This window comes from Sphingobacterium sp. SRCM116780, assembly GCF_021442025.1.
Classification (GTDB): domain Bacteria; phylum Bacteroidota; class Bacteroidia; order Sphingobacteriales; family Sphingobacteriaceae; genus Sphingobacterium.
The window spans coordinates 4,033,750-4,057,592 of the sequence record NZ_CP090446.1 but is presented as its reverse complement, the minus strand read 5'-3'; the positions used below and the strand labels follow the sequence as shown (position 1 = coordinate 4,057,592).

The window sequence follows — 23,843 nt, the reverse complement described above, 5'->3', positions numbered from 1 at the left end:
AGGTAAATTATGCGTTTTGTGCGTCTAACTCTTTTAACCAATCGTAACCTTTTTCTTCCAATTCTAAAGCTAATTCTTTAGGTCCAGATTTTACAATACGTCCATTGTATAATACGTGAACTACGTCAGGTATGATATAGTCTAAAAGACGTTGATAGTGGGTGATTACGACAAATGCATTATTTTGAGAACGCAATTGATTCACACCATTCGCCACAATACGTAATGCATCAATATCTAATCCAGAATCTGTTTCATCCAAAATAGATAATTTAGGATTTAACATCGCTAATTGAAATATTTCATTACGTTTTTTCTCTCCTCCAGAGAATCCTTCATTGAGTGAGCGATTGGCCAAATTAGCAGAAAACTCGACTAATTTTTGTTTCTCTTTCACCATTTTCAAAAATTCCTTCGCTTCCATTGGAGGTAAGCCTTTATATTCACGAATATCGTTCACTGCTGTTTTCAAGAAGTTAATATTCGATACTCCAGGAATTTCAATCGGATACTGAAAAGCTAAAAATAAACCTTCACGAGCACGATCTTCTGGAGATAATTCCAATAGATCAACATTGTCCAATAAAGCTTCTCCTTCTGTCACTTCGTATGCATCACGTCCTGCTAAAACATTTCCTAATGTACTTTTTCCAGCACCATTTGGTCCCATGATTGCATGTACTTCTCCTGCTTTGACTTCAAGATTTAAACCTTTTAAAATTTGTTTACCGTCTACAGACGCGTGTAAATTTTTTATACTTAACATTTCTTTATTCGTATTGTGTATTGAGTGCGGAGATATAAACTATCGAATACTCCTCAACTATTTTTTATATCTATCCTACTGAGCCTTCTAATGAAATCGCTAACAATTTCTGTGCTTCTACCGCAAACTCCATTGGCAATTGATTTAATACTTCTTTCGCATATCCATTGACAATAAGTCCCACTGCTTTTTCTGAATCGATACCTCGTTGATTCAAATAGAAGACTTGGTCTTCCCCAATTTTCGAAGTCGTTGCTTCATGCTCTAACTTAGAGGTCTTGTTCCGATTTTCGATATAAGGGAATGTATGTGCTCCACAACGATCTCCAATTAATAGGGAATCACATTGTGTAAAGTTTCTTGCATTGTCAGCATTAGGACCAATTTTCACCAACCCTCTATAACTGTTATGACTCTTACCTGCTGATATACCTTTTGAAATGATTTTTGATTTGGTGTTTTTGCCAAGGTGAATCATTTTCGTTCCAGTATCGGCAACTTGCATATTACGTGTCATCGCGACTGAATAAAATTCACCGACAGAATTATCACCTTTCAAGATTACACCTGGATATTTCCAAGTAATGGCAGATCCTGTTTCTACTTGTGTCCACGAAATCTTGCTATTATCTCCTTTGCAAATACCACGTTTTGTAACGAAATTGTAAATACCACCTTTACCGTCTTTATCCCCTGGATACCAGTTTTGAACAGTAGAATATTTTATTTCAGCATCTTTTTGAGCGATCAATTCAACCACTGCAGCATGTAACTGATTTTCATCACGCATTGGGGCTGTACAACCTTCTAAATAGGAAACGTAGGCACCTTCGTCTGCAATAATTAGCGTCCGTTCAAACTGACCTGTATTTTGAGCATTGATCCGAAAATAAGTAGACAATTCCATTGGGCAACGAACACCTTTAGGAATGTAGACAAAAGATCCATCAGAGAATACTGCTGAATTTAAAGCAGCATAGATATTGTCGGTTTGAGGAACTACTGTTCCTAAATATTCTTTTATTAATTCTGGATGTTCTTGAACAGCTTCACCAAAAGAACAGAAAATAACGCCTTGTTCTTTTAGTTTCTCCCGGAAAGTAGTTTTTACAGATACAGAATCAAATACAGCATCTACAGCAACGACACCTGCCAAAATCTTTTGCTCATCAAGTGGGATACCTAATTTTGCAAAAGTAGAAAGTAGTTCAGGATCTACCTCATCCAAGCTATTTAATTGTGGCTTTGCCTTTGGGGCTGCATAATAGGAAATGCTTTGAAAATCAATTTCAGGGTTTTTGAAGTTTTGCCATTTCGGCATCTTTAACGTCAAAAAATGACGGAATGCTTTTAATCTCCACTCTAATAACCATTCTGGTTCATTCTTTTTTGCCGAAATAAATCGCACAGTATCTTCAGTAAGACCTATTGGTGCAAATTCCATTTCAATGTCTGTCGTGAACCCGTATTTATATTCTTCGAGCTCCAGCTCTTTTAGTAAATCGTCGTCTTTAGTACTCATAGTTCGCTCTCACGGTTTAAAAAATTGCTCTTGGTTAAAACCACAATCTTCTGAATGACAAAGTTACGATTTACAAGCCAATAAAACATTATTTTTGGGACGATCAACGCTCATTTTAATAAAAAAAGTGACTAAAGTCACTTTATGTGCATCCTAGGCTTTATGAACAACTCTTTTTTTACAAACAAATGATTTTCAATAATAAAAATCTATAATTAATCAATCAACATATAAACAACAACTATATAAAGAATAAAAAATCAAAAACATATATAATTACCAAATTTAATTTGGAACAAATATGTATATTTACAGAATGTCACTAAAAAAAATAGTTGAATATGCCTTTTTTGCCAGATAAAACAGATCTAAAAATCTTAAAGTTATTACAAGAAAACGGACGGATTACTAATCTTCAATTAGCGTCGAGTATTGGTCTATCGCCCGCGCCAACTTTGGAACGGGTAAGGAAACTCGAAAATTCGGGGTTTATTAAAAGTTATCATGCTTTTGTCGATGAAGAGAAATTGGGCCTTGGTATCAAATCCTTCATTCAAATATCGTTAGATTTTCATACGCATAATGCTATTCCTGAATTTGTAGCTGCTGTCAAGATGATTCCTGAAGTTACGGAATGTCATCACGTAACAGGTAATTGTGATTTTATGCTTAAGGTATATGTTAAAGATATCAAAGCATACGAAGGTGTTATCATGGAGAAGATTTCCAAGATCCCTTTTGTCAAGACTTTTCAAACCATGATGATTATGTCTACTAGTAAAAAAGAACCTATTATTCCGTTGGAATATTAATAATCAAAAGAGCTGTACAAATTAAATTGTACAGCTCTTTTATCATCTTTTCGACTTTTGTATATAATATACATTCCATTGATTGATCATCGCATCAAGTTAATTTCCACTCTAATAAACCTTTATTTTTCCATCCTTTGGTTTCCTACCAATAGTTCACATACAGCTTTCCAAAGCTATCCTTTCACGTTCCTAAAAGTGCCTTGAACAAAATATATTTATTATCTTTGGGTCTCAACTTATGATAAATAATGCTCAACCATATAACGATTTCGCATTCATCCTTTCTTGGCCAGATGCCACAATAAGAGGAGATGAAAAATGGATGATGTTCTTTAAAAAAATAGGCATTGTTAAAAATTTGAACTTTAAAGTTGGACATACAGGGATTGTTATCGTATCAGCAACGTCAGGTGAGTTATTGTATTATGATTTTGGGCGATATATTTCTCCAAGAGGATATGGGCGAGCGCGATCAAAAGATTCTGACCCTTTATTGGAAATCAAGTTCAAAGCGACATTCAAAGATAACAATGTTTCAAATATTGAAGCGATAGTGGCTCATTTCGAGACCATGAAACCAGCTATGCAAGGGAATGGTGAGCTCTACTTCTCTATCGTAAAAAGGATAAATTTTGGTCAAGCAAAATCATTTGCAGACAAATGGGTATATAAAGGTTCATATCCTTATGGGGCAGTTGCAAAAGGGAACAATAATTGCTCTCGATTTATCACTAGACTTCTTTTTGCTTCTTCTGCCCATTTTCGGTGGACACATCCGATTAATTTCCCTGAAACAATTAAAGTGAGCCCCATCAGCAACGTCATCAACTCTGCTGAAAATAAAATGATTTACAGTTATTCTCCTCAACATGGATTACAAAATTTCAAAATGTCGAGGATGCAATCCCTTTTATTTTTAATCAAAAAATTAAGTGAAAATGTCTATCATAAACAAGCTGCATTATTACCTGAAGATATTAGCATTGGTGGCATGGTACAGAAACACAAACCTTCTCATATTCCCGAAAGCTCCCAGTATCTCGGAGGTGTTGGGGAGGGTGCCTGGTTTGACTTATCTCTACTAAAAAATAATCAGCTGCTCATACAGCGATTTACGATAACTGGATTTTTTGAATATGCCGTTATTGGTGAACCTGAAGAAACACTTCACCCTACTGCGGGTATAAACATTACCTATGATAGCCATCTTTTGGTGACTCATATTATCCAGAATAACAAAAAGATAAAAGTCTGTCATCTTCAACATATTTCTGTTGAAGATTTGAAATCTTTACTCACATCGGAAATGATTGCTTAAATCAATTTCCATTCAATTGGTTTTTTACCATGCTTCTCTAAAAACGCATTTGCTTTAGAGAAATGCTGACATCCAAAAAAACCTCGATAAACAGACAATGGTGATGGATGCACAGCAGTCAGAATTAAATGTTTTTTACTATCAATTAAAGCTGCCTTTCTCTGTGCATATGCACCCCATAACATAAAAACTACCGCCTCCTTCTTCTTTGAAATAGCTTGGATTATCTGATCAGTAAATTGCTCCCAACCTCTTTTTTGATGGGAGCCTGCCTGATAAGCGCTGACCGTTAGCGTCGCATTTAGCAACAGAACTCCTTGGTTAGCCCAAGATGTTAAATCTCCAGAAGTAGGGGTCTGAAAATGAGGAATATCCGTTTCTAGTTCTTTAAATATATTTTTTAATGATGGTGGTTGAGCAATACCTTGTGGCACCGAAAATGATAATCCATGTGCCTGTCCATCGCCATGATAAGGGTCTTGTCCCAAAATAACCACTTTCAACGACTCTAAACTCGTCTGTTTAAAAGCATTAAATACTAGATCTCTTGGAGGAAACACTTTTCCTCGAGCTCTTTCTTGCTGTACAAAATTAGATAAATCAACCATGTAAGATTGATGTAAGAGTGGAGCCAAAATTGGTTCCCAAGATTTGTCAAATTGCTTTCCCATATTTCTAATATACAATTTTACAAAATAACCACTAAAACAAGTTGCTTAACCGCACAATTTAACAGATATTTGCAAAATTAAACTCGATATACATTTACATTAAATATAGACTTATGTCAAATCTTGTAAGAATTATTATTAGCAGTGCGCTATTAATTGGAACGGTCGCTTTGTTTTGGTTCGGCCAATGGGGATGGGGTATTTTAGGAATATTCTTGACAATAATTGGTTTTTTGACTGTATTTTTTCATGAGTACATGCTTTTAGCCCAATGGTTTTTACGCAAACAAGACATGCCAAAGGCTGAGAAATGGTTAAATAAGATCACGAATTACGAAAAGCAATTAATTCCTGCTCAATATGGATATTACAACATGTTGATTGGATTGATTGAATCGCAACGTGCTCCTATGCAAGCCGAAAAGTACTTCAAAAAAGCATTGACATTAGGCCTTCATATGGATCATAATATTGCTTTGGCAAAATTAAGTTTAGCAGGTATTGCTATGGCAAAACGAAACAAACGCGAAGCAGAGAAATATTTACAGGAAGCTAAAAAGGCCGATAAGAACAAATTATTAGCTGATCAGATTAAAATGATGAAAGATCAGATGGGTATGATGGATCGTCAACAGATTCGTTATAGCCGATAAGCTAAAGAAAAAAGATATAGAAACGGCTGTTCAATTATAATTGAACAGCCGTTTCTATATAATGTCCTTCTTCCTCGCTATCTTCAAAGACAAGTATCAATTCCTTTGGTTTTCCTTTTTCTTTCACCCAATCTGAAACGGTCATTTTCAGAATAACAGGTTCATCCATTTTCATCAGATAATTGATATAGTTTTGTTTATCTTGTGATTTCACCAAGACTTTATCCAAGCCAATAGTGGAAAAAAAATACTGACTCCCTTTACTATCGACAATCTTCGTTCCATAGGTGTTCAGTTTTAGTTCTCGCCCATTTCTGGTATAAGAAATCAAAAACAATTCAACTAACGCAGTTTTTGTTTTGGGGTCAACTTGTACAGTTTTTACATCGATCTGAACATCGTCAACAACCAACAGTTCTTTTTCACTCTTATCCGATTGTGCATACACGTGATTTCCAGCAACCATGCCAGCACAAATGATAAGGATGGTATTGATAATTTTTCTCATTTTTAAAACTAAAAAAAGCTATGTAATTTTTACATAGCCAGTATTGTTAAATTCTATTTTTGATTAGCGTAATCGATCGGCAGATTTAATCAATTTCTCGTCTTTACGTATTGCACCTAATGCTAAGGATAAAAAAATAATGGAAATAGGCAATAAAAAGAAACCTACACCAATCGTTCCTGCGCCTAAAAACTGATTAACCGTGGCTAAGTGACCACTTGCGCTTGTATATAACCAAACTGCAAGTAAAATAATTAAAACAATACTTAGAAAAATCAACTTAATTTGTGTCTTCCGATTTTTAAATTTAAAAATCGTGTAAAGTGGTAATAATCCAATAACAACAGTTGCAATTATTTGTAAGATATATGAAATACCGCTTTCATGAGTTGGCAGACCTGCAGATGTTCCATAAACACCTGTGACTTTTACATCTTTGCCAAGACCTACCAAATCATTATAATGAACATATGGGAACAGAAATAAACCAAACAATAATAGTCCAGCTACGAGTAGATAAATAGTTTGAATACGTTGAATCATTTTTTAATAAATTGATTGGTTACAAACTTATATAAATTTGCTTGTAAACACAATATAATTGCTTTGGAATCTATTTAGATATTATACATGTATAATCATTAAATATGAAATAATCGCCCTATGATATATTATTCTTTTTGAACAGACAAATTGATAATCAAGCAAAAGTCTCGTGTAAATAACAATTTATGCTCACTTTTGTTTCCCTAATTTTTACTTTTGCTGTATGTTATATATTTGTGGCGCTACCGCACATGCAAAAATTGCTATTGAAACTGCTGAGGAACTCCAAATCGAAATCGCAGGACTTATTGATAAATCATTATTGATTGAAGACGTATTTAATTACCAAGTGAACTTACAACATGAAGTAAAAAATGAACTTGAACGTTTCTTCATTGCTATTCATGATACAGGATTACGGGAAAGAATTGTTTTAGAGAACCAAAATTGGACTTATCTTTCCTTAATACATCCTAAAGCTATTGTTTCTAAAAGGGCAGAAATTGGTCATGGAACCATCATCTTGCCTGGTGCATACATAGCACCGGATGTACAAATAGGGAATCATTGTATCATCGCTAGTAATGCTGTGATTACCAGTAATAGCGTCATTGAAGATTTTGTCAATATAGGTCCCAATAGTAGTATTGGAAGCAACGTGTTAATTGGAAAAGGCTCAGAAATTAGTGGAAATATTAACATTCCAGCTGAGGAAACGATCATGCGAGATAGCTCTATAGAAACTGCTTATTGTTAAATTGCATACTTCATAATTTCAATAGTTATCTCCAAAGGATTGAGATAACTATTGAAATCATATTCCTACAGAGTGAAATTGGAGATCGTATAGTTTCTTATAATATCCGTCAATATTTAACAATTCATGATGGGTACCCATTTCCATAATCTCTCCTTTTTCCAACACAATGATCTTATCAGCTTTTTGAATTGTAGATAATCGATGTGCAATGACAATGGCTGTTCTACCTACCATCAGGTTATCTATGGCATGTTGAATCAGTTCCTCTGTTTCAGTATCCACAGAAGATGTTGCTTCGTCTAATATCAAGATTCGAGGATCGTGTACCAGGGCGCGTATGAAAGAAATTAATTGTGCTTGACCTGAAGACAAAGTGGCTCCACGCTCTTGCACTTGATAGTCATAACCTCCAGGTAATCGCATAATAAAATCATGTGCTCCAACCTGTTTTGCTGCTGCAATAATCGATTCGCGTGTAATACTGTCATCGTGCAAATCTATATTATGTAAGATAGAATCTGAAAACAGGAAAACATCTTGAAGTACGGTTGCTATTGTATTTCGAAGAAAATTCAATTCATATTCCCGAATATCGACACCATCCAATAAGATTTGACCTTTGTTAATTTCATAAAAGCGACTCAGAATATTAATTGTGGAAGATTTCCCAGCACCTGTAGCTCCCACTAGCGCTAATGTTTCTCCAGGAGCGACTTTAAAATTAACATCTTTCAATACCCAGTTTTCATCATTGTAAGCGAACCAAACATTTTTAAACTCGATTTCTCCTCGAATATGATTTGACTTCAACGTTCCCGAATTTGGCGTATGCTCATCTGTATCCAGCACTTCAAATATTCGCTCTGCACTAACCATTCCCATTTGAAGTGTATTAAATTTATCGATCAGCTCTCGAATTGGGCGAAAGATCATATTGATATACATAATAAATGCTACCACAACACCTGGAGAGATGACATCGCTTAAAATTTGTTTGGAACCAAACCACACCAACAATCCCAAAGCAATCGCCATGATAATTTCCAATACGGGGAAGAATATAGAGAAGTACCAGTTGGCACGAATATTCGCATTTCGATGATGTGCATTAATTTCTTTAAATTTATTCATCTCCTGCTCCTCGCGGGCAAAGTATTTGATAATTCCCATTCCAGAGATATGTTCCTGAAGGAAAGTATTCAAATTAGAAACCCATTTTCGAACATCTTGAAAAGCAGATTTCATTGCTTCCTTGAAGATGTAGGTCGCAGCAATCATGAGGGGCATTGGAATCAACACAATTAACGTCAATTTCCAATCGGTATAAAACATCACACCTAGAATTACCACCAGTTGCAATAAATCGCCAATAATTTGGATCAAACCTTCAGAAAAAATATTGGATATTGTCTCCAAATCCGAAATCGTACGGGTGATCAATTTGCCCAAAGCTGTCTTATCAAAATACTTCAATCGCAAACTGGTTATATGATTGAAAATTTCGATTCGAATATCGCGGATCACCGACTGCCCTAATGTATTTGTCATCAAGGTGTGATAATAGCGTACGGATGTCTGTATCATCACCAATACAACCATCAGGATAAACATATAATTTAATCCTTTCGTGTTGAATTGTAAAATATATTTATCTAATGTATATTGAATCAACATCGGTAATGCTGGTGCAACTGCGGCCAATAAAATGGTCAATATAACCGACATCCAAAAGATGGCTCCATACGGTTTCATGTACTTCATCATTCGACGCAATAGATTTACGTCATATGTTTTTCCTACTATTTTCTCTTGACTCACTTTTTCTAATTTACAAGGTAAGGATAAGCCACTTCTGTTAAATACAATCCTTGTGCAGGAACAGATGTTCCAGCCATTGACCGATTTTGACTTGCGATGACTTCTTCCATAAATGAAATTGGTTTTCCTTTTATTCCGATTTCTAACAAGGTTCCAACTACTGCTCGTACCATATTACGCAAAAAACGATCAGCTGTAATATGAAAAACAAGTTTACCTTTTTCCTCCCACACCCACTCCGCTCTTGTTATCGTACAGATATTCGTAAACACTTGTGTATTCGATTTACTAAAGCAGCTAAAATCTTGTTTTCCCAGCAAAAACTCAGCTGCCTTATTCATCTTTTCTACATCAGGAATGTCCCTTAAATAGGATGAATAAGCGTAAATAAACGGATCTTTTTCGAAATGAAGATGATATTCATAAGAACGACGTACCGCGTCAAAACGGGCATGTGCATCAGCATGAACAGGAAAAATAGATTTAACAGCAATATCATGGGGTAACAAACCATTTAAAGCATGTAAAAAACGATCTGGCTTCTCCAATATGCCAGAAAAATCACTATCAAAATGAACGAATAACTGTTTAGCATGTACACCTGCATCGGTTCTTCCGGCTCCAATTGTTTCAATTGGTACTCGCAACAAAATTTCTAATGCTTGATTTAACTTCTCTTGTACAGAAACTGCATTATTTTGAATTTGCCATCCATGATAGTTCTTTCCAAAATAAGCTATTTCTATAAAAAATCTAATTTTCTCCATTTTCAAAAACAAAGGTATGAATTAGCGAGAAGATACAAGAATATTTGGGTTGTAGAACTGCTAAATGAAAGTCAAAAAAATAAACGTACAACGGATGAAAGCGAAATCATTCGATGATATACTCGATCATTAAAATGAAATAAATTCTGTAACGTTCTACCGTTTGTTATACTCACTCAGCAATAAATTAAACAGAAACAATTTAAAACTAAAAGATATAAATATGTTAAAGAGCATCCAATTGACAAAATCACTCTTACAAGCATAATCTGATACAGATATAACGGAAATGCCTCTATGAAATCCATAGAGGCATTCTTGTTATGCAAGCCAATACTAAAAAGAGAAAGAAACGTGTGTCATTACACGGTTTCCTGCTTCTACACGATGATTGCCTAAATTTTGATTTATTGGAGCTTGCCAATTGGCTCCAAATGAAACTTTACCTACATTAACTTCTGCTCCTAAAATAGCAGATGTCATATATCCTCCAGATTGTGCTACATCAAACTGACCACTTGCCAAATCTTTTGCAGCATTTTCATAACGAACACCTGCATTTGGTGCTATTCTTAACTTTTCGTTCAACAGAAATTTGTAATAAAACAACATATTTCCTGTAAATTTATTACCATACAAATAATCATCTGAATTTGTTGTATTTATTTTGTAGGAAGCATTCACATTCATACCCAAATCCATCAAACGCGCATCATAAGCTAAGTTTGCTGTAAAATCTGTACTTCCAGTTCCTAGCTGAAAGTTATTCGGTTGATCTGTATTGGAAATATCTCGTTCCGTGACATCATATTTTCCTGTTGGAAGTTTGACACCAGCTCCAGCCCATAAGGAATGCGCGAACAAGCGATTGTTGGAAGTCTGATGAGTTGATTCAAAAACTTTGTAATAACCCATTACAGCGATATCTCCTAATCCACTTTTACTTGTTTTTTCATCCATCCCAACGGCTTCCCTGCTATTAAAATTATACGGTAAAAATGCCATCACACGAAAACGAGTGCCGATCTGAAAAGCTCCCCATAATTCGGCTATATGAAACTTTTCATCTTCGGTTAATGCAGTTCGTTCACCTTGAGGTCCCAAATGACTTTGAAGACTATTGTACTGATAACGCAATCCTATAAATCGTTTATTAAATTCAGGTAGTATACCCATATAGTAGCTCCCAACACCACATCCACAGATATCGCAAGCTTGACTAGAAAATCCCATTAGCAGTATGCTAAAGAGTATCATTATTTTTAATTTCATGGTATTTTTTTATTAATTCAAATTGAACCCAACAGCTGTGGGTCCTGATAACAGCTCATTCTTAACAAAAGAAGCATCATTTAATGTCGCTAAAAAAGCAAGTAGATCTACTTTATTCTGTTCCGTCATTGTGATACCTCTCGTTCCGTCGGACTGTTTCAATATTGGATCTAAATTTTCCGTTGGTAGAACTTGGAAACGATAATGATCTAAAACTGCACTTAATGTATAGATACTACCATCGTGCATATAAGGAGCAGAATAAGCAAGATTGCGCAGACTTGGTACTTTAAATTTATATTTATCCTTTGGATTCAAGGTAATCGCATACCTTCCCACATCCCCAGCTAAATTAGGACCTAATCCGTTATCGTGCATTTGCCGATCTGTAAACAACGGTTCAGTATGACAGGCACTGCACTTATCTTTAAAAAATATATAACCTCGCTTCTCCTCCTCGGTAAAGGTCACTCCTTGTTCACCACGCATCACCTGATCATATTTACTATTGTCACTGACAGCCATCAACATAAATTGAGATAAAGCTTGGGACAGACGAGCTGATGTAATATCAGCTGTCCCAAATGCCTTTTTAAAGAGTTCAGCATAATGGCTCGTTGCTTGCAATTTTTTAATAACATTCGGCATCTTTTCATCCATTTCTACTGGATTTTCGATGGGAACAACTGAGACAAGATCTAAGTTAAATACACCACCATCCCAGAAAAACTCTTTAGACCAAGCTAAATTCATAATGGGAATAGAATTGCGAATACCTACTAAATCATCTATTCCATGACTCACATCGTGTCCATGATGTGTAAAACTAGCTGTCTGAATATGACAACTTGCACAAGCAATTGTATTATTACGTGACAATAGGGGATCGTGAAACAATCGCTTTCCTAATTCAAATCCTGCTTCTGTAATTGGATTACTCTCAAAAGCATATATCGGTTCAGGAAAATGAATTGGTTTTTCAAATCCTAAAAACTTTAAAACCTCAGGTTTCACCTCTCCTGATTTCTGACAGGCATAGACAAGTGTAAGAAGTAATCCGAAAACAACTAATTTTTTCATCCTCTGCAGTTATTCTTCAGAACCACTTTTCTCTCCATTTTCTGTATGGTCATGTTTAAACATACCCGCATAGTTTTGAGCAATGGTAGCTGTAAATGGATCAAACATCAGATTAGGATGTTCTTTTATTTTAACAGTAGTTTTTCCATCAAACACTTTCATTAAATCCACAAACAAGTGGATATTACTTCGATATCCCGAACGTACCTGCGCAATACCTGCTGTCTTTAAGTCGAGCGTTACAGTCTTCAAATTATTGATTGTAGGTGTATTCATTCCTCCAAAACCACCAATATGGTATTTAAACTGTTGTTTGCCTGTTGGATCTTCTGTCGTCGTCAATACCGAGGAATTTCCTTCCAGTTTAAAGAAAATATAACCACTATTCCAACCCCAGTACATACCAGCACCTTCACTATCACCAACTGTAGGATCCAAAACACCTGTACGTTTTTCAAGTCCCATTGTATTACGTAAACTATCTACTCCCAAAACAAAAGAAACCTGTGTATAATCTCCTTCTGGAACACTAATATTTGCGTGTTTAGAAGCTGCTACATCTGCTCGAATAAGGAAATAACTACTATCAACAGGATCTTGAGGCACACGATATATGGATCCATCTGCTTTTGTTAACTGAATATTACTAATATAATATTGTACTCTAGAAATGGTAAAGGATTCTCCAGAGGCATTTTTATAGGGTTTTGTCGTATTGTTGAGTACCAACTTATTTCCTCCTACAAGGTTGTCAAATTCGATAGAAAAATCTCCTTTTTTCGTTGCATCTGGAACTAATGCATCCGATTTACTACAAGACGTGAAAATAAATAGTACAGAAAGAATAAAAAAGAGGTATTTTATAATGTTAAATTTCATGTTTTTAATTTTTTTATTGAATAAAAGTTATGAATCAATGAGCATAATGGTACTCATGTCCCACCTTTTAGAGGTAAAACCAGTCTTTATGCTGAAAAAAGGGGTATTAAGAAACAGGAAATTTAGGGGGTATTTTTAATTTTCGTAAGAATAAGAAAGAATAATCATTCAAGTAAGGATAGTCTTCCCTATCCCACTCTGTCTCTTCATCAAACCAATCTGTAAGCAGTAAATTTGGCAATAAAATCTGAGGCAATTGAACTAATCTCTCTGTAGTTTTATCCGGTTCTTGTTTATCTTCCAGCATTTTCATCTTCTTCATCAATATACATTGTCCATTACAGTGCATAGCGGGTTGAAACCTATTTTCACAAAGATTTTGGGCAATGTAGGATTGATTCGCTTCAAACCAAGCCAACATACCTAAACTAGCCATACATTGAAAGGTAAGGCTGAGCAGCATAAAAAAAATAATGGTGCGCTGAAATCTAATCAAATACATAACAACAGAATTGGGGCTATCTCGCTCGATAAACCATCCAATGATGAATGAAACAAATGGTATTAAAAGCGTCTTTGACGCTGAGAAGAGATATTAAGAGAGTGGGGGTCTCAGCAGATTATTGGAAAAAGAAAATTGATAGAGGTTCGTCCATTCAAGAATAGACTCTTTTCTTAACAGCAAACTTGGTGTCAAAAAATCAAGTTTTAAAATTTCTTGCCAATAAGAAACCATAGCAAATCCTTGAAATTTTGTATCTGAGGTTTTAGATTCATGTTCCATGATCTTCTTCATTTTTTTCATCAGCACACACTGTCCATGACAAGAAGAAGCCATTGCATTGAAACGATTTTCACATTGTGTTTTGGCAATATAATCTCGATTTGCCTGAAAAGCAGTCCATACAAACAAACCTGTCATCGATTGCAGCAGCAAAACGGGTACGATAAGTAGTATAAACAGTTTCTGTTTCATCAATTATTGAAAATCTATTGACAAATATACACATAATCGTGTAAGGGCAACATGATAAATAAAAAAATTGATCTATAGCCATTGGAAAATATATAGCAATAAAAAGCCTTTACTCGTGTTCGAGTAAAGGCTTTTCTCTTTTGATCTAACAAATTATAGCTTAGTAACCGTTAGGATTGCCTTACTATTTCCTTGACTTAGATCTACTGTCAAGATATAGGTACTACCTGTAGTGAGCATTTTACCAGAGACTATTCCTAGATTGCCTCCATCTCGCCCATTGGTTCCATCACCAATAAAAATTAAATCACTATTAGTACTGATACTTGTTCCTCCGAACTCTCCACCCCAACCTTTTTGATGGAAAAACTTAAAGTTGATATTATCAGCATTGATCGATTCACCTGCTTTTACTGTTATTTGATATTTTTTATTACCAATCGGCATCATACATAATGCTTTATCTGTATTCCATCCGACTTGATTCGTGGCTACACTTGGCTTACCAATACCTTCTCCGATTATCCAAACAGCACCCGTTCCATCGGCGTTTAAGGTTGCTAGATCTGAACCATTCATCGCTTCCATAACGAAATACTTTAATTTAAGATCTGTGGTAATCCGATACTTTCCACTTATACCATTGAAACTGAGACTTCCATCAGATTTTCTTGTGAAATAGTCTGGATCGATCCACCAATCTTTCAGATTTTCGATACCATCAACAGTTACAGTAGCATCCTTTGTCATGTCTAACTCTGCGTTGAAATGATCATCATCGATACGAGTCGACAAAGTTCCATTAACATAGATGTTAATAAATGGCGATGCTTCATAAGTCAGCGTATTAAATTGTATGCTATAGATCCCTGAAGTTAAATTAGAAAACGGTATTTCTGTAGTAGAACCCACATTAATCACATTATTTACCCATCCAAAGTTCATCTCATTACCCAGTGCACCTACTTTAGGTGCTTGGATATAACCTTTTATAGAAGATGGAAAATTTTCTGTTGCAGCATATTTATTTGGTCCAATCTTCTCCATTTTATAAGACTTAGATGCTGTTACTAAGTTCAAATATGGAAAATCAGGTCTACTCAAATCAATTTCATGGGCTTGCTCTGTCGTCTTTTGACTAATATTCTGTAAGATAAATTTAATTGTAGCTTTACCATCTGGAATATTTTTATAAAAAGGAACGAATATTTTGCCGCTATAATCTCCATTTTCTTTTGTTCGGATTACTGTTTCTGCAACTTGATCATCTGTGAAAAACAATTGTACTTTTACAGTAGATAACGCAATTTCCGAATCCGAAACATGAACTTGAAAAGCCAGACTATCGCCAAAGTGAGCAGATGAAACATTTGACTTTAATTCTATTTGGGGATCACCGACTTGATATACATATTTTTCATCCTTTTTGCACGAATACAATGCTGTGATTGCAGCAGTTCCAAGAAGGAGATTTAAAATAAGTCTTTTCATAATTTTAAATATTAATTAGTCCAACGATAAGAAACAACCGATTTTGCTGGCACTTCGTAGCTAAAATGATTCTTTTTATCACTTAATGTGATCTTTCTGTTCTCATTGGCATCATTTAATAAGACAACTGCATATGAACCATCTGTATTCTGAAATGCTGTGTAAACCAATCCTTCTGCTGTATAACCACTTGCTCCAATACGAAGGGCTCCAGGTTTGACTACGGATGAAAGATGTCCTATAATGTAGTAATGAGAGTTCCGTGTAATACTTTTAAAATTAGCTTTATTAATATCTACGGCTCCATAGCAGGTTTGACAACCTCCCTCCCGATTCGGACCTTTATCTGTATCTAACATTAAATTCCAAACAATAACGGCTTTACTCCAATTATTGACTGTTCCTAAGGCCACTTCGCGCATATCTTCCATTAATCTTGTTTCCAAATTACGACCGTCGTTCCATTCACCAATGGATGTTTCTGTAAATACAAGGTCTTTATCTGGACGTTGATTATGAATATCCAATAGTTCTGATCTATTCCCGCCGTAATTATGGAATGCGGCTCCTGTAATAAAAGATGCTGCTCCTGCATCATTATAGATTTTTACAGGATAATCATTTTGGTCGGCAACATCATCATAATTATAATTATGATCGAATGCGTAAATTTTTGTTTCTAAAGACGCTGATCTCAATTGTGGGCCTAATGCTTGTTTGATAAAAGCTTGTTGTTCCTGCCAAGTCATATACATCGACGCGGAATTTCCTCGGTTTAACGGTTCATTTTGAATGGTAATCGCTGATACATTGATTCCCTCTTTTTTCATTGCTTGTAACCATTGTACGAAGTACCATCCGTATTCTTGGTAATATTTAGGATTCAATTGACCGCTTGTCCAGGAATCAAATGGTTTTAAATCTGTCAGATTATTCACTTTCATCCATTTTGGAGCCGTCCATGGTGATCCCAAGATCTTGATCGATGGATTGATAGCTAATATCTCTTTCAATACTGGAAGGATATATTGTTTTTCTTCCGATTGCAATCCAAAGTTTTCTTTACCCTCTTTATCCCAACATGTATACTCACTTAATGAAAAGTCAGAACAGCCAATAGCGATTCGAATATAGCTCATGCCCATACCATTTTGATCAGAAAAGGTCTCTGTCAAAAATTTTGTACGATCTTCTTGACTCATTTTCATCAGATTATAACAGGTAGAACCAGTGATTGCTGCCCCAAAACCGTCCATGGTTTGAAATTTCTGTGTAGGATCTAGGGTTATCGTATTGGGTGACATATTAAATTTCGTACTGAAATCCACAAATCCTTTGCTGAAATCTTGTGAACGATTATTCGTTGTTGTATAAATCGTCACGTCCCCTTTATCTTTTGTTGAATTTGTTGATGAGGGCGTATAGCTATCGCGGTTACAAGATGTTGCTGTTACCAAACAAGACAACAAAAGTGCATATATCATAGTTTTATTATTATTGCGTTTCATAAAATTCAAATTAATTAGTAGCCTGGATTTTGAACCAAGTTTGGATTCTGATCGATTTTAGCTTGTGGTACTGGTAGTCGATATGAATATTGATTGAACGGATATACTTGAGTCTTTCTACCCGAATCTTTCGCATAAACAGCATTCATAACGGACTCCACTTTATCCAAACGAACTAAATCAAACCAGCGCTGTCCTTCAAAAGCTAACTCCAGACGGCGTTCTTTTAAATAGGCCTCAAAGAGTGCGTCTTTATTTCCACGTATCGCTACGTTTAGTTTCGGTAGATTTACCCTTGTTCGAATCTTATCGATGATATCCGCTGCAGCTGAAAGATTAGATCCTTGTTGAATCAACGCTTCTGCTTTCAATAACAGAATATCTGCATAACGTAATTTGATGATGCTGCTCATACCTGAACGAAGCTTGAACATAAACGGATAATGATTTGCAGGATAATAATTGCTCCATGTCGTCGTATAATAGACAATGGATTGATCCATCCGAATCTGATCTCCTTCATTGGTATAGGTTTGAATCAAATCTCTAGAAGGTGTCACCCACTTCGCCCAAGTAAAGTTGTTGTCGTAGTTGGACAAATCGCGACCGAACATCCAAGTTGCCCAGTTACCTGAACCAGGCATAAACTGTGCTTCCAAAATAGATTCTTTTGTATTACGTTGCGCCAAATCTGTATTTGCCGCATTAAGCGCATATAAGTCTGCATAATTTGTGTTCAAATCAAATCCATCAGCAGCTAATGCATCTGCATATTGAATTACTTTGTTATAGTCTCTAATCGGTTTTTCTGCATACACTTTTGCCAACATAGCACGTGCGACTGATTTAGTGAACAAGGTTTTATTTGCCACATTGTTATTTGGTGCATCCGCTAAAGCATCCAATAGATCCTTTTCGATTTGTTTATATGCCTCCTCTTCCGTGGCTTGTTTTGGAAAATATTGTGGATAAACCTCTTCCACATTTTCTGCTGTAATATCTCCTGCAGCAGTTGTAATCACAGGAATAGAACCAAAAATCCGCACCATATCAAACATAGCCAATGCTCTAAAGATTTTTCCTTGTGCTTTATATAGCTTAATATCTGCATCACTGACGGATTTATCCGCTACACTATCAACATTAATAATTAAGCGGTTCGCACGTGCTATATCTTCCAAGTAACGACCCCAATCACGATCGACAACAGAGTTAGAACCTTCAATCGAGTTATTTTCAAAAGGAAGAACCTCTGCACCCGTTGTTCCTGCATAGGAATTATCCGCATGTGAGTCACCAATCAACAATAAATCTAAGTGCCAATGTTCTTGACGGTCGCGCATTTGTTGATAAATACCTGTCAAGAAATTATCAACTTCACTTTTATTCTTAAAGACAATTTGAGAACCAGTCTCCGTTATACCTTGCGATTCATCTGAATAACCGTCAAGTGGATCTCTATTTAGTGAGCAAGAAGAAACTAACAAAGCAATTCCCAGAAAGCGGAAAAATGAATTTTTATATATTCTTTTCATGATTATTCAATTAAAATTCTACATTAACACCAACCACAAACGATCTACTCTGTGGATAAGTTCCCCAATCTATTCCTTGTACACGTCCCGAATTTCCATATTGATTCACTTCAGGATCCATACCTGAATATTTCGTCCAAGTCAAGAGATTACTAGCGGAGAAATAAGGTTGTATTTTTTGGATTCCAATATGCTTCAACCGTTCAGGAGCTATAGAATAACCGAGTGAAATATTTTTTACTCGCAGATAACTTCCATCTTCCACAAAGTAGGTCGAGTTTTTCATATCGAATCCTGCTTTCGGTACATTTGTAATCTGTCCTGGTACTTTCCAACGATCAAGAACGACAGTTGTTTGATTTCGGCCATCGTACATGCCTTCTGTTTCCATACGGCTTGCATTAAAGATGTCATTACCATAGGTACCTTGGATAAATATGCTTAAATCAAAATTTTTCCAAGAGAAATTATTAGTCATCCCATAAGTAAATTTTGGATTCGGATCACCGATATATGTTCTATCAGAAGATGAAATTTTATCATCTCCATTTAAATCTCGGTACATCAATTGCCCTGTTTCTGGATTAACACCATCGCTGATATATCCAAAGAATCCCCCTAGCGCACGCCCTGGTTCATTTCTAACAGCATAATCATGCACATTATCATTGGTCATTGCATCATTATAAAGTTGACTTAATACCAATTTATCTAAACGATTTTTATTAAATGAGATATTAAAATCCGTGTTCCAAGTCAAGTTTCCTCTTAAATTTTTCGAACCAAGGGTAATTTCAAATCCCTTATTCGTCATTTCCCCTTCGTTACGTTTAATTACACTCGCTGCCGCTGATCCTGCAGGAAGAGTAACTTCCATTAACATATTAGTTGTTTTTTTATGGTAGTAATCCAATGTTAATGTCAATCTATTTTGAAAAGCAGCTATATCTACCCCGACGTTTGCTTGTGTCGTTGTTTCCCAAGTCAAATCTGTCGCTCTTAATGTGGTTGGTTGTGTAATATTTGGAATAGCATTCTCTTGTCCAACTTTAAACCATTCGATGCGTTCGATACCATTAAAAGCCAAATAAGAATAATCCCCTAATCCTGATTGATTACCTGTTTGTCCCCAACCCCCTCTTATTTTCAAATCATTAATCCAGTCCAGATCTTTCATAAAATCTTCTGAGGAAAGTCTCCATGCTGCTGAAACAGAAGGGAAATAGCCCCAACGATCGTTTGGATTTAATTTAGAAGAACCATCAGCACGCATATTGGCCGTTATTAAATATTTACCATCATAATTATACATGGCACGTGCGAAGTAAGACATAATTCCCCAATTTGAACCACCAGATCCCGTGCCATCCCATGCAATCCTATTGGCCGCATTCAATGTCTGAATAATACCATTCGCATAATGAGACCCGTTTATATAACTATTTGTATATTTTGAATCTGTCCAAGACGAACCTGCCATTGCTTCTATATTATGCTTACCAAAGTTCTTATTGTAAGTCAAGACATTATCCCAAGTCAATACAGTATTCATATTACGAATATCGGATGCCTCACCATATTGATTTCTACCCCAAGCCGTTGTCAAAGGATCTAAGAAAGTCGTTAATAGGCCATTCCTTCTATCCAAACTAAAAGAAGACTTTAAATTCAAATTGGGCATAAAAGTGATCAATGCACTTCCTGATGCCAATAGTCTATTTTCACGGTTGTTGTTATATTTTGTTCTAGCCAAATTCTCTATTGGACTTGTAATATTATTGATCCCATAGAAATTATTATAATAACGATCTGGATTAGTTTGATCCCAAATAGGAGCATAGGTTGGCGTGGTGATAACCGAAGTAACAACGCCCCCTCTATTAGAACCTAAGCCAGAAGTGATACCGTTGTCGTTGTAATCCGAATACGTAATATTTGCATTTACTTTTAACCATTTACGGAGTTGATTATCAATATTTGCTTTAAAATTATACTTCTTGAAAAATGCACCTTTTAACGTCCCTTTATCATAGGTATATCCCCCTGATAAATAATACCTTAATTTTTCAGTACCATCAGAAATCGTCAATTGATAGTTTTGTTGAACCCCTGTTTTATATGTTTCTTTAAACCAATCTGTTTGATCGGTCAATCCAACAGGCAAGTTGATCATACCAATCTCGTTTTGAAGATCTCGATATTGATCCGTATTCAGCACTTCTACTGTATTATTAACAATATTCGACGTTACTTGAGCTCCAAATGTAATTTTTCCCTCGCCAACTTTTCCCGTTTTAGTCGTAATCAAAACAACTCCATTAGCACCTCTTGAACCATAAATAGCAGCAGAAGAAGCATCCTTGAGAATTTGAATATCTGTTATATCATTGGGTGTCAAAAACTTAATATTATCGACAGGTATTCCATCTACTACATATAAAGGATCATTACTACCATTAAATGAAGTTGTTCCACGGACACGAATTGCCATTTCTGCGCCAGGAGCACCATTAGGTTGTATGACCGCAACACCCGCAGCTTTCCCTTGGATCGCCTGACCAACATTGACAATGGGTCTTTTCTCCAAGTCTTTCGTCGATACGGAAGATATAGCCGTTGTCACATCTTTTCGTTTGACAGAACCATAACCGATTACAACCACATCTTCCAAGACATTAGTTGAAGCACTTAACTGCACTGTTAAATTCGATTGACTGGCCTGCACCTCTTTTGTTTCATAACCTACGTAGGTCAATAACAAAATACTTCCCGATGGAACGGAGATCTGAAAGTGTCCATCTTCCTTAGAAGACACACCGTTTGTTGTTCCTTTTTGAACAATCGTAACTCCTCCCAAGGGTTTCTGATCTTGCGCATCTAATACGCGTCCATTGATCTGTACTTGACCTTGAGCGAAGGATGAACTAATCATCGCCAAGAAACAAGTTACCCAAATAAAAAGAGTTGCTTTCTTAGTAAAGAAAATCATATGAATTTATAAAAATTGGTTATTATAATTTAGTTTGAGAGTTACTCAAAATAGCAATAGAGTTCCCTGCTCCATTACTATACCAAAGCTACTAGAACCCTGAGCAGTATGAAAGTGGTTAAGTTTAAAAAGTACTGGATTATTTTTTTAAAACAATGACTATCAGCAAATTGAAAAACAATTAAGTGTCTAAAAAGTACTAGTTTTACGCTTAAGAACGGTCAATTACAGCAATTTGGCGAACACGATCCTCAAAATCATCTCGATTTCCGATTGCTTTATTACGTACTTTGGTGCGATAATTATAAACTGTGCGAAGTGAATAACGTAAGAAACTAGCGATCTTCACACTGTCTATAATCCCCAGTCGAATCAATGCAAAGATGCGTAGTTCGGTATTTAAGAATTCTCCTTTTTTGGGTAAAATTTGTTCATCACTTAATAAGAGTTCATTAAAATCAGAAACAAATGAAGGGTATAGATTTAAAAAAATACGATCAAAATTAATATACAGTTGTTGCACTTCTCTTTCCACCATTTGTGTGGATTTTAATTGTTCCTTAATAGCATCCCATTGTTGATTACTTGCTTTCTTTAAAAGTGCTTTTCGAATATCTTCCATTTTGTCAATATAATTAGAGCAGAGATCAAAAAACTGAGCGATATACTCTTCCTTAATATGGTTGGACTCCGAAAGTTGGGTGTTTTTATAATTGATTTCTTCATTCAATTTCCTCAAATTGCTATTGGTTATTGAAAGTTCCTCGCGAATCTTTCTCAATCTTTGCACTTGTCTGAAGATAATGACCAATCCCATGATTAATACGAGGGATAAAAAGCTGATGACGACAAGCATTACTTGTAGTTGCTTATTTTGGGTATTAATTTTTTTCTGATAGGCAGCATTGATAATTGGATAAAAAGAAGTCCCTTCTACAATACGATAGCGAACATTGCAGCCCATGGCATCATCAATTGCTTTTTCAATAAACTTAAATGCATGATCAAAATCACGTAGCTCATAATACGTTAAGGCTAAATCTTGCAAAGAAGCATTATCGCGATTAGCGATTTCGATATCGGCGATGCCCGAACGCGCAAAATAATATCGTTGCGCAAGGATATTTTTTTCTTGTTTGTATATCAAACCAATAAAATAAGCAATCAACGCTGTTTGTTCCTTATCTTCTCTATTTTCAGCCCACATCGCTTCGAATAATTTTTTAGCTTCTTCCCGTTGTCCTTTAAATAGCGTTTTGATGGCAAAAGTATTTTTATATTCCGCTGATGTAGGATCGAGTACCAACAGCAATGAATCGCGATAACGTTCACTCGCCTGATAATATTCCTGATGGTTATTACTTTGTCCATAATGACTATAGAAAGCACTATAGGTATCGTAATATTTAGGCAATAATGTTCGAGGTAAAGCAGTTGGTTTCAGTTGTTTCAATAAATCTGATGCTTCAATATATCGTCCTATAGTCGAATAAATCCAAGCTAAATCTAAATGAATAACGATACGAACAGAATCAGGTTCGGACAATGCCAACTGTTTACAAAAGGTAATATAACGCAGGGCTGAATCGGATTGAAATTTCTTATAGTTTTTAAATATTTCGTAATTCTTTTGAAGATACAAACGTGCATCTTTCTGTACCAAATTTGCCTCTTGCTTGAGTTGCACAATTCTATCTTCTCTTTTTTTTATGTAGAGATCCTGATTTTCCATTACATAATCAAGCTTTCTATATACGTCGGAGCTATCGCCCAAGTCTTGAGCAAATCCATCCAAAACAAGAAAAAATAGAGATAATATAGCAATTAAACGTTTTACCATTGTCCAAAATATTCACACAGTGCAAGGATAAATATATAGATATTTTACTTAAAACGCATAAAAAAGCGAGTGGACAAGATCTTGTCCACTCGCTTTTTTATGCCTGTAGAAAGTTAAACCGTAATGAAA

At 35.5% G+C, this 23,843-nt stretch carries 21 protein-coding genes; 4 read left to right on the top strand and 17 right to left on the bottom strand.

The genetic code is table 11. The features are described from left to right. Positions 1-7 precede the first annotated feature (7 nt). A complete protein-coding gene (gene sufC, locus LZQ00_RS17525) occupies positions 8-766 on the bottom strand; it encodes a Fe-S cluster assembly ATPase SufC (protein WP_234510550.1) in 759 nt (252 codons plus the stop codon). Between the two features lie 70 nt (positions 767-836). After that, the gene (gene sufB / locus LZQ00_RS17520; RefSeq protein WP_234510549.1) at positions 837-2,288 is read right to left on the bottom strand and encodes a Fe-S cluster assembly protein SufB; all 1,452 of its coding nucleotides are present in this window, start codon (positions 2,286-2,288) and stop codon (positions 837-839) included. Between the two features lie 341 nt (positions 2,289-2,629). On the opposite strand from sufB, the gene LZQ00_RS17515 reads away from it, so the two are divergent. Beyond that, positions 2,630-3,100, top strand: a complete 471-nt coding sequence (locus LZQ00_RS17515; RefSeq protein ID WP_234510548.1) for an Lrp/AsnC family transcriptional regulator — start codon at positions 2,630-2,632, stop codon at positions 3,098-3,100. A gap of 241 nt (positions 3,101-3,341) precedes the next feature. Beyond that, entirely contained in the window at positions 3,342-4,421 is a 1,080-nt protein-coding gene (locus LZQ00_RS17510; RefSeq protein ID WP_234510547.1) for a DUF6695 family protein, read from the top strand. Here LZQ00_RS17510 and ung read toward each other — a convergent pair. Then, entirely contained in the window at positions 4,418-5,092 is a 675-nt protein-coding gene (gene ung, locus LZQ00_RS17505) for a uracil-DNA glycosylase (RefSeq protein WP_234510546.1), read from the bottom strand. The two genes, LZQ00_RS17510 and ung, sit on opposite strands and share 4 nt — an antisense overlap. Before the next feature lie 113 nt (positions 5,093-5,205). Between ung and LZQ00_RS17500 the strand changes: the two genes are divergently transcribed. Then, complete coding sequence (locus LZQ00_RS17500) at positions 5,206-5,745, top strand: tetratricopeptide repeat protein (RefSeq protein ID WP_234510545.1); 540 nt, start codon at positions 5,206-5,208, stop codon at positions 5,743-5,745. Between the two features lie 34 nt (positions 5,746-5,779). Here LZQ00_RS17500 and LZQ00_RS17495 read toward each other — a convergent pair whose 3' ends face one another. Both LZQ00_RS17495 and LZQ00_RS17490 read right to left on the bottom strand, forming a co-directional pair. Continuing rightward, entirely contained in the window at positions 5,780-6,253 is a 474-nt protein-coding gene (locus LZQ00_RS17495; protein ID WP_234510544.1) for a hypothetical protein, read from the bottom strand. A 63-nt stretch (positions 6,254-6,316) separates the two neighbouring features. Next, positions 6,317-6,796, bottom strand: a complete 480-nt coding sequence (locus LZQ00_RS17490; RefSeq protein ID WP_234510543.1) for a DUF4293 domain-containing protein — start codon at positions 6,794-6,796, stop codon at positions 6,317-6,319. Positions 6,797-7,022: 226 nt separating this feature from the next. On the opposite strand from LZQ00_RS17490, the gene LZQ00_RS17485 reads away from it, so the two are divergent. Continuing rightward, positions 7,023-7,556 (top strand): hypothetical protein, encoded by a 534-nt coding sequence (locus tag LZQ00_RS17485; RefSeq protein ID WP_234510542.1) that lies wholly within the window; start codon positions 7,023-7,025, stop codon positions 7,554-7,556. 57 nt (positions 7,557-7,613) lie between these two features. On the opposite strand, the gene LZQ00_RS17480 is transcribed toward LZQ00_RS17485, so the two are convergent. The 12 genes from LZQ00_RS17480 to LZQ00_RS17425 form a co-directional block, all read right to left on the bottom strand. After that, positions 7,614-9,377 (bottom strand): ABC transporter ATP-binding protein, encoded by a 1,764-nt coding sequence (locus LZQ00_RS17480; RefSeq protein ID WP_234510541.1) that lies wholly within the window; start codon positions 9,375-9,377, stop codon positions 7,614-7,616. A gap of 5 nt (positions 9,378-9,382) precedes the next feature. Further along, positions 9,383-10,144 (bottom strand): tRNA pseudouridine(38-40) synthase TruA, encoded by a 762-nt coding sequence (gene truA, locus LZQ00_RS17475; RefSeq protein WP_234510540.1) that lies wholly within the window; start codon positions 10,142-10,144, stop codon positions 9,383-9,385. 336 nt (positions 10,145-10,480) lie between these two features. Continuing rightward, positions 10,481-11,416 carry a transporter gene (locus tag LZQ00_RS17470; protein WP_234510539.1) on the bottom strand — a complete coding sequence of 312 codons (936 nt, stop codon included), beginning with the start codon at positions 11,414-11,416 and terminating at the stop codon, positions 10,481-10,483. Between the two features lie 12 nt (positions 11,417-11,428). Next, positions 11,429-12,496: a cytochrome-c peroxidase gene (locus tag LZQ00_RS17465; RefSeq protein WP_234510538.1), complete on the bottom strand. Its 1,068-nt coding sequence runs from the start codon at positions 12,494-12,496 to the stop codon at positions 11,429-11,431. A gap of 9 nt (positions 12,497-12,505) precedes the next feature. Further along, the gene (locus LZQ00_RS17460) at positions 12,506-13,375 is read right to left on the bottom strand and encodes an MbnP family protein (protein WP_234510537.1); all 870 of its coding nucleotides are present in this window, start codon (positions 13,373-13,375) and stop codon (positions 12,506-12,508) included. A gap of 106 nt (positions 13,376-13,481) precedes the next feature. Next, positions 13,482-13,811 carry a hypothetical protein gene (locus LZQ00_RS17455; protein ID WP_234510536.1) on the bottom strand — a complete coding sequence of 110 codons (330 nt, stop codon included), beginning with the start codon at positions 13,809-13,811 and terminating at the stop codon, positions 13,482-13,484. Between the two features lie 159 nt (positions 13,812-13,970). After that, positions 13,971-14,351 (bottom strand): hypothetical protein, encoded by a 381-nt coding sequence (locus tag LZQ00_RS17450; RefSeq protein ID WP_234510535.1) that lies wholly within the window; start codon positions 14,349-14,351, stop codon positions 13,971-13,973. 153 nt (positions 14,352-14,504) lie between these two features. Beyond that, positions 14,505-15,842 (bottom strand): DUF5125 domain-containing protein, encoded by a 1,338-nt coding sequence (locus LZQ00_RS17445; RefSeq protein WP_234510534.1) that lies wholly within the window; start codon positions 15,840-15,842, stop codon positions 14,505-14,507. An 11-nt stretch (positions 15,843-15,853) separates the two neighbouring features. Further along, positions 15,854-17,326, bottom strand: a complete 1,473-nt coding sequence (locus tag LZQ00_RS17440; protein WP_234510533.1) for a glycoside hydrolase family 30 protein — start codon at positions 17,324-17,326, stop codon at positions 15,854-15,856. A 38-nt stretch (positions 17,327-17,364) separates the two neighbouring features. Then, a complete protein-coding gene (locus LZQ00_RS17435; protein ID WP_234510532.1) occupies positions 17,365-18,885 on the bottom strand; it encodes a RagB/SusD family nutrient uptake outer membrane protein in 1,521 nt (506 codons plus the stop codon). Positions 18,886-18,895: 10 nt separating this feature from the next. Next, entirely contained in the window at positions 18,896-21,874 is a 2,979-nt protein-coding gene (locus LZQ00_RS17430; protein ID WP_234510531.1) for a SusC/RagA family TonB-linked outer membrane protein, read from the bottom strand. A 211-nt stretch (positions 21,875-22,085) separates the two neighbouring features. Continuing rightward, the gene (locus LZQ00_RS17425) at positions 22,086-23,714 is read right to left on the bottom strand and encodes a DUF6377 domain-containing protein (RefSeq protein WP_234510530.1); all 1,629 of its coding nucleotides are present in this window, start codon (positions 23,712-23,714) and stop codon (positions 22,086-22,088) included. Between the last annotated feature and the right edge of the window lie 129 nt (positions 23,715-23,843).